Genomic DNA, 12,810 nt, shown 5'->3' on the forward strand with positions numbered 1-12,810 from the left:
ACGGCGGGCGGTCCGCCGCTGTCCGCGGCCTTCCGTCGCCGTCGTCGAAGGAGTCTGTTCGTTGAGTGTGGTCCTCTTCCGCCGCCCAGCCCGCCGTCGCGGCCCGGACATGCCCGAAGGAGAGCTGAACCTCCAGGAGCCACCGACCCTGCCGGAGACGGTTCCTGACTCCTCGGCGATCTGGACCTATCTGCCGATGGCCATGATGTCGGTGTCCATGATGCTGATGTTCATGCGTCCGGGCGGCGGCAGCAGCGTCTTCACCTACCTGGCACTCGGCATGATGGTCACCGCCTCGGCCGCCATGCTCGTCGGTCAGATGATGCGCAAGGGCGGCGAGCGCAAGCAGCGGCTCCGCGGCGAACGCCGGGACTACCTGCGCTATCTGTCCCAGATCCGGCGCAGCGTCCACGAGGCGGTCAGCGACCAGCAGGAGGCCCTCGCCTGGCGACACCCCGAACCCAGGGTGCTGCGCACCATGGTGCGCTCCACCCGGCTGTGGGAACGCCGGGTCTCCGACGACGACTTCGCCGAGGTGCGGATAGCCGTCGGCGACCAGCAGCTCGCGCTGCGCCTCACCCCCACGGCGACCAAACCGGTCGAGGACCTCGAACCGCTCTGCGCCCACGCGCTGCGCCGCTTCATCAAGGCGTACGGAGTCGTTCCCGACCAGCCCACCGGTCTCTATCTGCGGTCCTGGACCCGGATCCTGTTCCGCGGCGACGACCGGGCGGTACGGGACACCGTCCGTGCGGTCCTGTCCCAGCTCGCCTTCTTCCACCCGCCGGAGGAGCTCTGGATCGCGCTCTGCGTCGCCGACGAGAAGCGCGCCGAATGGGAGTGGGTCAAATGGCTCCCGCACAGCCAGCACGCCCAGGAACAGGACGGCGCCGGCCCCTCCAGGCTGGTCGCGTCCACCTTCCGTGACCTGGAGGAAATCCTCGGCGCGGAATTCTCCGAGCGGCCCGTATTCGACCCCGAGGCCGTGCCGGGCCGCGACGAACCCTTCACCGTGATCGTCGTCGACGGCACCACCGTGCCAGCGGGCCACCGCCTCGACGGACCCGGCCTGCGCAACGCCGTCGTTCTCGACCTGTCCGGCGCCCTCAGCTGGCGTCCCGGGCGCACCACGCTGCGCCTCGACGTCCAGCCGGACAGCCTGCACCTGGTCCGCACCGACCGCAGCCGCAAGGAACAGACCACCCTCCTCGGCCGCCCCGACGTCATGGGACCCGGCTCCGCGGAAGCACTGGCCAGGCTGCTCGCGCCGTACCGGATGAGCCTGTCGTCGGACGCCGCGCAGCCACTGGACACCGACGTCGAACTCACCGCCCTGCTGGGCATTCCCGATCTGTACCGGCACGAGCCGGCCACCCTCTGGGAACGCTCCACCGGTTCGGCGCGGCTGCGCGTCCCGGTCGCGGTCGGCGCCGACGGAGTCCCGGTGGAGCTGGACATCAAGGAGTCCGCGCAGGGCGGGATGGGCCCGCACGGCATGCTGATCGGCGCCACCGGTTCGGGCAAGAGCGAGTTGCTGCGCACCCTGGTGCTCGGCCTCGCTCTCACGAACTCTTCCGAAACACTCAATTTCATCCTGGTGGACTTCAAGGGCGGTGCCACCTTCCTCGGACTCGACGAACTCCCGCACACCTCGGCGGTGATCACCAACCTGGCCGACGAAGTCGCCCTCGTGGAGCGCATGCAGGACGCCCTGCACGGTGAACTCATCCGCCGCCAGGAGCTGCTGCGCAGCGCCGGCAATCACACCTCCGCGCTGGAGTACGAGAAGGCCCGCGCGGCCGGGGCCGACCTCGAACCGCTGCCGAGTCTCTTCGTCGTCGTCGACGAGTTCAGCGAACTGCTCTCCGCGCACCGCGAGTTCATGGACCTCTTCGTGATGATCGGGCGGCTCGGCCGGTCGCTCGGCGTCCATCTGCTGCTCGCCTCCCAGCGTCTGGACGAGGGCCGCATGCACCAGCTGGAGAGCCACCTCTCCTACCGGGTGGGGCTGCGCACCTTCTCCGCCATGGAGTCACGAGGCGTGCTCGGCGTCCCCGACGCCTACCAGCTGCCTTCCCAGCCCGGCAGCGGCTTCCTCAAGAGCGGGGTCGAGGCGCTGACCCGGTTCCGGGCGGCCTACGTCTCCGGCCCGTACCGCAAGCGCCGTGGCGCCGCCGTCCAGGCCAGGGTCGCCAGTCAGGTGATGCCCTGGACCACCGACTGGGTCGTGCCGCGAGCCCCCGCACGCACCCCGGACCCCGAACCCGCCGCCGCGCCCGAGGAGCCCGGCACCGGCGACACACTGCTCTCCGTCGCCCTGGAACGGCTGCGCGACTCCGGACCGGCCGCCCACCAGGTGTGGCTGCCGCCGCTGGACCTGCCGCCCGCGCTCGACCTGCTGCTGCCGTCGCCCGAGCCCGACCCGGCACGGGGCCTCACCCCGGCGGGAACGTCGGGGCCGGGCACGCTCAAGGTGCCCCTGGGGCTGGTCGACATGCCGTTCGAGCAGCGGCGCGACCCGCTGACGGTGGACCTCTCCGCCGCCGGCGGCCATGTCGCGATCGCGGGCGGTTCGCAGAGCGGCAAGTCGACCGCCGTACGGACCCTGATCAGCGCGCTCGCCCTCACCCACACCCCGCGCGAAGTGCAGTTCTACTGCCTGGACTTCGGAGGTGGCGCGCTCTCCGCACTCTCGGGACTGCCGCACGTCGGCGGTGTCGCCGGACGGCTCGACACCGAACGGATCAGCCGTACGGTGGCCGAGGTGACCGCGGTGCTCAACGAACGTGAGCAGTTCTTCCAGGACCGGGGCATCGACTCGATGGCCTCCTACCGGCGCCGCCGGGCCGCCGGAGAGTTCCCCGAGGAGCCGCACGGCGACGTCTTCCTGGTCGTCGACGGCTGGGCCACGGTCAAGCAGGACTTCGACTCGCTGATCCCCACCTTCCACCAGATCGCCGCCCGCGGCCTCAACTACGGCGTCCACATCGTCGTCACCACCTCCCGCTGGATCGAGCTCCCCGCCCAGGTCCGCGACCAGGCCCTGACCCGGCTGGAACTCAAGCTCGGCGACCCGATGGACTCGATGATCGACATCCGCAAGGCAGCCACCGTGCCGCGCGGCGCCGGACGCGGCCTGACCATGGAGGGCAAGCTCCACTTCCTGACCGCCCTGCCCCGCATCGACGGGCGGGACAGCGCCGACGACCTCGCCGAAGGCGTCGCCGACCTGGTCGGCCGGATCGCCGAACACTGGCAGGGCCCGCCGGCCCCTCCGGTACGGATGCTGCCGCACCGCCTCCCGGCCGCGGAACTCCCCGAGCCCGAGCGCACCGAGGGGTTGCGCGTCCCGATCGGCCTGGACGAGGAGACCCTCTCGCCGGTCTGGCACGACTTCGGCCGCAACCCGCACCTGATCGGCATCGGCGACAGCGAGAGCGGCAAGACCAACCTGCTGCGTCTGCTGGTCCGTTCCATCACCGCCCGGTACACCGCGGCCGAGGCTCGCATCCTGGTGGTGGACTACCGTCGCGAACTGGTCGACGCCGTACCCGAGGAATACCGCCTCGGACACGTCGTCGCCATCGACTCGCTGCGCGAACTGGTCGGCGGCGCGGCCCGCGCGATCAAGACCAGGCTCCCCGGTCCGGACATCGCCCCGTCCCGGATGCGGCAGTGCGACTGGTGGACCGGGCCGCGCCTGTTCGTCCTGGTCGACGACTACGACATGGTCAGCGGCACCGGCTCCTACGACCACCCGTTCGCCCCGCTGCTGGACCATCTCGCGCTCGGCTACGAGGTCGGTCTGCACGTGGTGGCGATCCGCTCGGCCACCGGCGCGGGCCGCGGCCTCAACGACCAGTTGCTGCGCCGCCTGGATGAGGTCAATACGCCCGGCATGCTGCTGTCCTGCCCGCCGTCCGAGGGCTATGTGTTCGGCAATGTGAAGCCGCGCAACCTGCCGCCGGGCCGCGCCCAGTACATCGTCCGGCGCAAGCCCACCCTCGTGCAGACCGCACTGGCCGGGGAGGCCGGGGAGCCGCTCGCGGGCTGAGCGACGGCGAAGGGCCCCGGGGTACGGCGGATGCCGTGGCCCCGGGGCCCTTCGCCGTCGCGTACGGGCGCTCAGTCGCCCGGCGCGGCCGCCACCCGACGGCGCTCCGCGGGGCGCCAGCCGCGCGAACGGCCGCGGGGTGCGACCAGCGCCACCCACGCGACCAGCAGAGCGAGCGAGCCGCCCGCCACCGCGATCCACACCGCCCTGCGGGTCGCGCCCCCGCTGCCGTTGCCCGGCGGCAGCGCCACGGAGTCGTCCCGCTCCACCCGGGGGCGCGCCGCCGGGTCCTGCACGGAGGTGACGGCCGCGTACGGATCCAGGCGCGGCACATCCGCCGGATAGGCGGTACGGGTCAGCCGCTCCGCCGTCCCGGCGGCCGACAGGTCCGGATACGCCGACCGTACGAGCGCGGCGGCGCCCGCCGCGTAGGCGGCGGCGAACGAGGCCCCCGACCCGATGAAGTGCCCCGTTCCGCGCGGCCCCACGCCCACGACCCCGTCGCCGGGGGCGGCGAGATCCGCGCCGCGGGTGGCCGGCGCGGTGTCCGGGCGGGTGCCCCGCGCGTCCATGTCGATGACGGAGAGGACCCCGGGCGCCGAGGCGGGCCAATAGTCGCGCGGCGGTTCGGGCTCCCGGCCCGGCGACGGACCCGCCGGGTCGGGGGTCGCGGCGGCCACGATCAGCGCGTCGCGGGAGGCCGCGTACTTCACGGCCGAACGGAGCCCGGCCGAGTCGGCGGCCAGCGCGGGGGAGACCTGGATGACCTTCGCCCCCGCGTCGGCGGCCGCCCGGATCCCGTCGGCGACCGAGGACGCGGTCGCCGTCCCGCGCTCGTCCGTGCCCCGTACCGCGATGATCCGGGACTCCTGGGCGACCCCCGCGACGCGCACGTTCTTCGCGGGCGCCGCCGCGATCAGCCCGGCCACGAACGTCCCGTGGCCCACGCAGTCCTCCCCGGCCGAGCCCACGGCCGAGACCCGGCCCGCGAGCGTCGGCGCCTGTGCCGAGACCCCGGTGTCCACCACCGCGACCTTCACCCCCGCCCCCCGGCCGAACTCCCAGGTACGGGCGAGCTGGAGGTTCTGCTGCTCCCACGGCACCGCCGTGGCCCGCGCCTTCGAACCGCCAGTGCACGGATCACCGGCATCGAGACGCGCGGGCATCACCGGCAGCCTGACCTTCTCGCCGTCGGCCGCGGCGGCCGCGCCGGCCACCGGCAGCACCATCGCCGCGGCCAGGAACGCCGCGGCGGGAACCCGTCCGGTGCGGCGTCCGAAACCGCGTCGCACACCGCCGCCCGGCGTCATTCGGGCACCGCCTGCGGGCGCACTACATCTTCCGGCAGCAGCAGCCGCAGATCGTCCAGACCGGGCGCCGCCATGGCGCTCAGCCGACCCGCCTGACGGGTCATCATGCCCTCCAGGACCTGCCGGGCGAGCCGCGCGTTGCCGAACGAACGGTCCCTGGGCAGTGCGTCGAAGTACTCCCGCATGACCGCACCGGCACCCGGCCCGCACTCGTATCCCGACGCGGCCGCGTGCTGGCGGACGATGGTGACCAGCTCGTCCGAGGAGTAGTCGGCGAACTCCACCCGCCGCGAGAACCGCGACGAGAGACCGGGGTTGGAGGCGAGGAAGCGCTCCATCTCGCCGGTGTAGCCGGCGACGATCACCACCACCTCGTCGCGGTGGTCCTCCATGAGCTTCAGCAGCGTGTCCACCGCCTCGCGCCCGAAGTCGCTGCTGCCCGAGGACCCTTCCGGAGTCAGGGCGTACGCCTCGTCGACGAACAGCACCCCGCCCCTGGCCCGGTCGAACATCTCCCGGGTGAGCTGGGCGGTGTGTCCCACGTACCGGCCGACCAGGTCCGCCCTGGCCACCTCGACGAGCTGGCCGCGCGGCAGCACACCCAGCGACTTCAGCAGCTCGCCGTAGAGCCGGGCGACCGTGGTCTTGCCGGTGCCGGGCGGCCCGGTGAAGACCAGATGGTGGCTGATCCGCGGCGCGGGCAGCCCGGCCGCCTCGCGTTTCTTCGCGGTGGCCAGCAGATTGACCAGGTCGGTGACGTCACGCTTGACGGCGGCCAGACCCACCATGTCGCCGAGCCGGGCCAGCGGGTCGCTCTCCGCCCCGCCGTCGGCCGGCTGTCCGGACGCCGCGGCCTCCTCGCCGACGTCCTCGGGCAGCAGCCGGGTGAGATCCTGCTCGTCGGCGTCGGGGAGCGCGGCCAGCCGGTACGCCTGACGGTCCACCATCTCCTCGAAAACCTGCCGGGCGGCCCGGCCGTTGCCAAAGCCGGCGTCCCGGGGCATCCGCTCGAAGTGCGCCGCGAGTGCGCCGAGCGTCGACTCGTCGAGCTCGTAGCGGTGATGGGCACACATGCTCTCGATGATCGCGACGAGTTCGGGCACGGCGTAGTTCTCGAACTCGACCGTTCGGGAGAAGCGCGAGGCGAGACCCGGGTTGGAGCCGAGGAAGTCACGCATCTCGTCCGCGTACCCGGCGGCGACCACGACGACGTCCTCGCGGTGGTCCTCCATCAGCTTCAGCAGTGTGTCGACGGCCTCGCGGCCGAAGTCGGCGCCGGAGCCCCGCCCGTCCGACAGCAGGCTGTACGCCTCGTCGATGAACAGCACCCCGCCCAGCGCACGCTTGAAGGTCTCGGTGGTCTTGATGGCGGTGCCGCCGACGATCTGCGCCACCAGGTCCGCGCGCGACACCTCCACCAGATGGCCGGAGGGCAGCGCGCCCAGTTCGGCGAGGATCGCCCCGTAGAGCCGGGCGACCGTGGTCTTGCCGGTGCCGGGCGGCCCGGAGAAGACCAGGTGCCGGCTCATCGGCGGGGCCGGCAGACCGAGGCGGGCACGCCGCTGGGCGAGCTGGATCAGATTGACCAGTGTCCGCACCTGGTGCTTGACGTTCTCCAGGCCGATCAGTGCGTCCAGTTCGGCCAGCGGGCCGTCCTCGCGCGGCGCGCCGGAGCCGTCGCCGGAGGCGCCCGTACCGGCCGGATCGGTCCCCTCTGCCTCGCCGAGCCCCCAGGCGTCCCGTTTGCCGTTGTCCGTACTGGTCAGGTTCTCCACCGCCAGCCGCTCGCCCGGCAGGGCCTGCACCAGACCGCCGCCCTCGTTGTCCCGCGCGGTGCAGTTGACCACCGACACCGCGGCCGTGGTCTCCACCCGGAAGCCGTCCCGGCCCGAGCCGCTCACCTCGCAGGCGGTGAAGGCGCCCCGGCCGCCCTGGGCCAGCAGCACTCCGTGCCCCGCGGCGGCGGCGATCCGCAGCCGGGTCGCGGTCAGCTCACCGCCGTCCTCGACCACCACCCCCGTGTCCGTGGACTCCCGGACGTCCCAGTCCCGGACGGCGACGCTGCCGCCTGCCGCCACGGACATGCCGTGCGCGGCACCGTGGACGGCGCCCCCGCCGACGTAGACGTTGCCGTTGTCGGCGACCCGGATCCCGGCGCTGCCGGGCCGTTCGATCTCGCAGTCCTCCAGCCGGCCCCGGCCGTCCTTGACGACCTCCACTCCGTGCCCCTTGGCAGCGCCGATCCTGGCCCGGCGCACCAGCGGATTGGCGCCGCTGCGTATGCATACGCCCACGTCGCCCGCGTCGAGCACTTCGAGGCGGTCCAGCTCGGCGACCGACTCCTCCTCCAGCAGCACACCCGTCTGCACGCTGTCCCGGACGGTCAGCCCGATCAGCACCGGGGAGGCCGAGCCCCGGACGTGCAGCGCGGCGTCCTCGGCCGAATCCAGCCAGCAGTCCTCGAAGGTGCCCCGGGACCGGTCCGAGACGAGCAGGCCGGGACCTTTCGTGCGAGCGGTGCGGCAACGGCGCAGCAGCGGATCGGTGCCGCCGGACAGGACGATGCCCGGCCCGCTCGTGCCGGTCACCCGGATGTCCTCCAGGACCGTCCGGGCCGACGACGAGAGGTGGATGCCGACGCCGGTGTCGTGGACCACGGTCCGCAGGACCTGGGTGGTGCTCTGCTCCTCCAGCGCGATGGACGGCTTGTCGGTGGAGGAGATGTCGCACTCCTCGACCGAGCCCTGTCCCTCGCCGTTGGCGAGCACCCCGTTGGCGCGGGCGTCGCGAATGGTGCAGCCGCGCAGCGTGATCCGGCCGCGTTCGCCGATCACCACGCCCGAGGTGCCCAGGTGCTCGACCGTGCAGGACTCGGCGGAACTCTCCACCGCCGAGGTCACCACCAGCCCGGCGCCGCGTGGGTTGCGCACCCGGCAGTCCCGCAGCGCCACCGAGCCGGACCCGCGGGCCAGCAGGGCGGTCCACGACGCACCGGTGATGTCGCAGCCGTCCATCGCGATCTGGCCGCGCGGCGCGTCCACGACCGGCAGCTCCTCGTCGCGGCCGCGCAGCACCAGGTCGGTGAGCATCACGGCTTCGGCCTGGAGAACCACCGCACTGCCGTGGGGCGGGCATATCTCGACGCTGCCGCGGGACTGTTCGGCGACGACGGTGACGGGGACGGTGATGACCAGACTCTCGGCGTAGGTGCCGGAACGGACGCTGATCACAGCGCCGTTGCGGGCCCTGGCCAGCGCCTCACCGATCGTTCGAAAGCCGTCGGGCCGCTCGGGACAGACCGTCAGAACCTGGCGTGACAAGCGGAATCCTCCTCCTTGGGGCCACACCGCGGTCCTGGGAACACATTGTCGGAGCGGGTGCGGCTCCATCATGCCGGAGTGATCCGCGAGAGCTTCGGCCGGAGCGGGAACGCCGCGTGAACCACGCCCTGTTGACCCGGGCCCGGATCACCCCATCACGGAGGAAACGGGGCGGAGGGCCGACTGCCCCCGCCCCGTCCTCGGTGCTGTGACCAGGGCCTCTCGTTTGGATCACGCCGGGCTCGCGTGCCCCGGTGCCTGATCCGGCCCGATCCGAACGAAAGACCCTAGTTGATCGCCTTGATCAGCTCTCCCTCGGCGGTGTCACCGCTCAGCTCCCAGAAGAAGGTGCCGCCGAGACCCTGCTGGTTCTTCCAGTTCATCTTGGTGGCGATGGTGGCCGGGGTGTCGTAGCTCCACCAGTTGGTGCCGCAGTGGGCGTAGGCGGTGCCGGCGACGGTGCCGGTGGCGGGGCAGCTGTTCTTGAGGACCTTGTAGTCCTCGATGCCGGCCTCGTAGGTGCCGGGTGCGGCGCCGGTGGCGGTGCCGCCGGGGGCGTCCTGGGTGACGCCGGTCCAGCCGCGGCCGTAGAAGCCGATGCCGAGCAGCAGCTTGGACGCGGGGACGCCCTGGGCCTTCAGCTTGGCGATGGCGTCGGCGGAGTTGAAGCCGGCCTTCGGGATGCCGTTGTACGAGGTGAGCGGGGAGTGCGGGGCGGTCGGGCCCTTGGCGTCCCAGGCGCCGAAGAAGTCGTACGTCATCACGTTGTACCAGTCCAGGGACTGGGCGGCGCCGGCGTAGTCGGCGAGGTCGATCTTGCCGCCCTCGGAGCCGTCGGCCGTGATGGCGGCCGTCACCAGGTAGTCCTTGCCGAACTTGGAACGCAGCGCCGAGGTGAGGCCCTTCAGCGCGGCCGGGCCGCTGGTGTCACAGGTCAGGCCGCAGGCGTTGGGGTACTCCCAGTCGATGTCGATGCCGTCGAAGACATCGGCCCAGCGCGGGTCCTCCACCAGGTTGTAGCAGGACTCGGCGAACGCGGCCGGGTTCTTCGCGGCGTCACCGAAGCCGCCGGACCAGGTCCAGCCGCCGAACGACCAGATGATCTTCAGGTCCGGGTGGAGCTTCTTCAGCTTGCGCAGCTGGTTGAAGCTGCCACGCAGGTCCTGGTCCCAGGTGTCGGCGACGCCGTCGACGGACTGGTCGGCGGTGTACGCCTTCTCGTAGTCGGCGTAGGAGTCGCCGATCGCGCACTTGCCTCCGGTGACGTTGCCGAAGGCGTAGTTGATGTGCGTGAGCTTGTCGGCCGAGCCGGACGTCTCGATGTTCCTGACGTGGTAATTGCGGCCGTAGACACCCCAGTTGGTGAAGTATCCGACCACCTTGTCGCCGTCCGCCGTGGGGGCTGCGTCGACGGGGGCCGCTGCCCGCGTGGTGGGGGGTGTGCCGGCCGACGCGGTGCCCGCGACACCCAGCAGGGTGGCGCCGAGGGCGGCGGTACAGGCGGCTGCGGCGAACGCCCGGAGGCGGGCGCGGGGACGGTGCGTACCGAACATCTTGTCTCCTCGTGGGGGAGGGAACTCGCTTGTGGGGGCTGTCAGTCGGCCATCTCATGGACTTGGCATGAACGTGCAAAGGCCGTTTCCTCTGGGACCGTAGATGGACTAGACCAGTGAGGTCAATGGTTCGGACCATTTCCGGTGATCGTCGTGCCCGGCGCCGAGTCGCCCGGTGGCCCAGTGACGGATATCGTCCGATCGGGCATACTCGAGCCGCCACAGCCGCTGGCCAGCAGCTCTCGTAATCCGAGGGAGCCGGCGTCGGCTGGGTAGCAGTGCTTGTCCGGGCCAGGGCCCGGAAGCCCCCGGCGGCGCCGCCCACACCCCTCGCGCGCGACCGTCGCAACGCCCGACAGGGAGGAGAGCGCCGTCATGTCCGACCGTGCCCCGTATTTGGTGGAACGCCGTCTGCCTACCGAGGAGTCCAGGCAGCTCGTCGCGCTCGTCCGCGACATCGCCCAGCGAGAGATCGCGCCCAGGGCGGCGGAGGAGGAGGAAGCGGGCCGGTTCCCGCGCGAGGTCTTCTCGCTGCTCTCCGAGTCGGGACTGCTGGGACTGCCCTACGACTCCGCCCATGGCGGTGGCGACCAGCCGTACGAGGTCTACCTCCAGGTCCTCGAAGAGCTCGCGGCCGCCCGGCTGACCGTCGGCCTCGGCGTCAGCGTCCACTCCCTGGCCTGCCACGCGGTCGCCGGATACGGCACCAAGGAGCAGCGGGCCGAACACCTCCCGGCGATGCTGGGAGGCGGCCTGCTGGGCGCCTACTGCCTCTCCGAGCCCGCCTCCGGCTCCGATGCCGCATCGCTCCGCACGAAGGCCGTACGGGACGGCGACGACTGGGTCATCACCGGCACCAAGGCGTGGATCACCCACGGCGGCATCGCCGACTTCTACACGGTCCTGGCCCGCACCGGGGTCGAGGGCCCCCGCGGCATCACCGCGTTCCTGGTCCCCGGGGACGCCGAGGGGCTCAACGCGGCCGCCCCCGAGAAGAAGATGGGCATGAAGGGCTCGCCCACGGCCCAGCTGAACTTCGACGGCGTACGGGTCGCCGACGCGCGCCGGATCGGCGAGGAGGGCCAGGGCTTCGCGATCGCCCTGTCCGCACTCGACTCCGGGCGCCTGGGCATCGCCGCCTGCGCCATCGGCGTCGCCCAGGCGGCCCTGAGCGAGGCCGTCGGCTATGCCACCGGACGGCAGCAGTTCGGCCGCCCGATCGCGGACTTCCAGGGGCTGCGCTTCATGCTCGCCGACATGGCCACCCAGATCGAGGCCGGCCGGGCGCTCTACCTGGAGGCGGCCCGGCTCCGCGACGAGGGCAAGCCCTTCTCGCGCCAGGCGGCCATGGCCAAGCTGTTCTGCACGGACCTCGCCATGCGGGTCACCGTGGACGCCGTCCAGGTGCTCGGCGGATACGGCTACACCCTCGACTTCCCCGTCGAGCGGCTGATGCGCGAGGCGAAGGTGCTGCAGATCGTCGAGGGCACCAATCAGATCCAGCGGATGGTCATCGCACGCCACCTCGCGGGTCCTGAGACGCGCTGACCCGCAGCGGCCGGTCCGACCACACGGGCGTCGCCGTGATCCGGTTCCACTCCTGGTCATGGCGGCCCGGCAGGGTGCGGTCCGCACCCTCCCAATGACGCAGCAGGGCCCGGTAGATGGGCGGATCGGTGGAGTGCGGAACCGACCGGGGAGCCACGGGCTGCGGAACCGATTCTTCGGCGGTGGGAGCGGCGAGACGGCGGCGGCCGGGACCGGCCGGTGAATGCAGCAGGGTCATAGCTGGCCAACGGTGCGGGGCGGGCCCCGGTCACTGTCCGGCCGATTCGAGAGCCCGTTCGTCCCGTCCCCGGGCGGCGGACGTTCTCACCGCGGGCACCACGTCGGCCGGGCCGTCGTGGTGCGGCGCAGAAATGCCGGGCGGGCCCGCACGTGTCCGGGCCGGTCGCGTGCGGGGGCTGCCGTCAGGCTGCGTGACGCCGCATCTGCGGCACCCGCAGCGGGCGAGAGCCGGGACCGCAGGCGTGCGAGAACGGCTGCATTCTCCAGTCGAGCCCCTGAGGGAGCGTCAACAGCAGGCCCGTCTCCTGCTCCTGGACGTCGAGCGACTCGTCGGCCGGCCGCGCCTGCGCCGCCGCGCGGCCGGTACCGGCGCACACGGTCAGCACGAACGGATTCCACGGTGTCGGGCACAGCGCGTGCTCCGGCAGTACGTCCTCGTCCGCCAGCAGCGCGATCGGCTGTGCGCAGTCCGGGCAGATCACCCGGTACATCTCGAAGGTGTCGTACGCGTCGGGAGCGATGTCCTCGACGGCAGCGACGTCCTCGACGGGATCCGGTTCGGTACGTCCGGTGAGCTTCAGGCTCTGCATGGGAAATTCCCCCCTCAGGTGGGCCGACCAGGTGACACGGCCTCGACCACTGCAAGCACTTCCCGTCGCGCGTCGGCCGTAACCGCGAGGGGGTCGGCTACCGCCCCGTAAACCTGTGGCATTCGTCACATGCTCGCCGCAGGTGCCCCTTCCGGGGCCCCCGCCGCTGTGCCTGGAGGGACCTGGGGCAATAGG

Annotated in this window: 6 protein-coding genes; 2 read left to right on the top strand and 4 right to left on the bottom strand. The window is 72.1% G+C overall.

The genetic code is table 11. The annotated features are described in order from the left end of the window. Positions 1–109: 109 nt before the first annotated feature. The gene (gene eccCa, locus OHA19_RS33355) at positions 110–4,054 is read left to right on the top strand and encodes a type VII secretion protein EccCa (protein WP_405721261.1); all 3,945 of its coding nucleotides are present in this window, start codon (positions 110–112) and stop codon (positions 4,052–4,054) included. A 71-nt stretch (positions 4,055–4,125) separates the two neighbouring features. Here the strand turns inward: eccCa and OHA19_RS33360 are convergent, their stop codons facing one another. The 3 genes from OHA19_RS33360 to OHA19_RS33370 form a co-directional block, all read right to left on the bottom strand. After that, complete coding sequence (locus tag OHA19_RS33360; protein WP_405710558.1) at positions 4,126–5,364, bottom strand: S8 family serine peptidase; 1,239 nt, start codon at positions 5,362–5,364, stop codon at positions 4,126–4,128. Beyond that, entirely contained in the window at positions 5,361–8,684 is a 3,324-nt protein-coding gene (locus tag OHA19_RS33365) for a right-handed parallel beta-helix repeat-containing protein (protein WP_405710557.1), read from the bottom strand. Before OHA19_RS33365 ends, OHA19_RS33360 begins: the two co-directional genes overlap by 4 nt. A 287-nt stretch (positions 8,685–8,971) precedes the next feature. After that, the gene (locus OHA19_RS33370; protein WP_405752585.1) at positions 8,972–10,237 is read right to left on the bottom strand and encodes a glycoside hydrolase family 18 protein; all 1,266 of its coding nucleotides are present in this window, start codon (positions 10,235–10,237) and stop codon (positions 8,972–8,974) included. Positions 10,238–10,612: 375 nt separating this feature from the next. Between OHA19_RS33370 and OHA19_RS33375 the strand changes: the two genes are divergently transcribed. Then, complete coding sequence (locus OHA19_RS33375) at positions 10,613–11,785, top strand: acyl-CoA dehydrogenase family protein (RefSeq protein WP_405710553.1); 1,173 nt, start codon at positions 10,613–10,615, stop codon at positions 11,783–11,785. A 422-nt stretch (positions 11,786–12,207) separates the two neighbouring features. Here OHA19_RS33375 and OHA19_RS33380 read toward each other — a convergent pair whose 3' ends face one another. Beyond that, positions 12,208–12,615, bottom strand: coding sequence for a hypothetical protein (locus OHA19_RS33380; RefSeq protein ID WP_405710551.1), 408 nt, complete (start codon positions 12,613–12,615; stop codon positions 12,208–12,210). Positions 12,616–12,810: the final 195 nt, after the last annotated feature.

It is taken from the genome of Streptomyces sp. NBC_00012 (assembly GCF_045040875.1).
In the GTDB taxonomy this organism is placed as follows: Bacteria; Actinomycetota; Actinomycetes; order Streptomycetales; family Streptomycetaceae; genus Streptomyces.

Coding starts and splice junctions, on each gene's coding strand:
- eccCa (WP_405721261.1), top strand. CDS start 110: ATGCCCGAAGGAGAGCTGAACCTCCAGGAGCCACCGACCCTGCCGGAG.
- OHA19_RS33360 (WP_405710558.1), bottom strand. CDS start 5,364: ATGACGCCGGGCGGCGGTGTGCGACGCGGTTTCGGACGCCGCACCGGA.
- OHA19_RS33370 (WP_405752585.1), bottom strand. CDS start 10,237: ATGTTCGGTACGCACCGTCCCCGCGCCCGCCTCCGGGCGTTCGCCGCA.
- OHA19_RS33375 (WP_405710553.1), top strand. CDS start 10,613: ATGTCCGACCGTGCCCCGTATTTGGTGGAACGCCGTCTGCCTACCGAG.
- OHA19_RS33380 (WP_405710551.1), bottom strand. CDS start 12,615: ATGCAGAGCCTGAAGCTCACCGGACGTACCGAACCGGATCCCGTCGAG.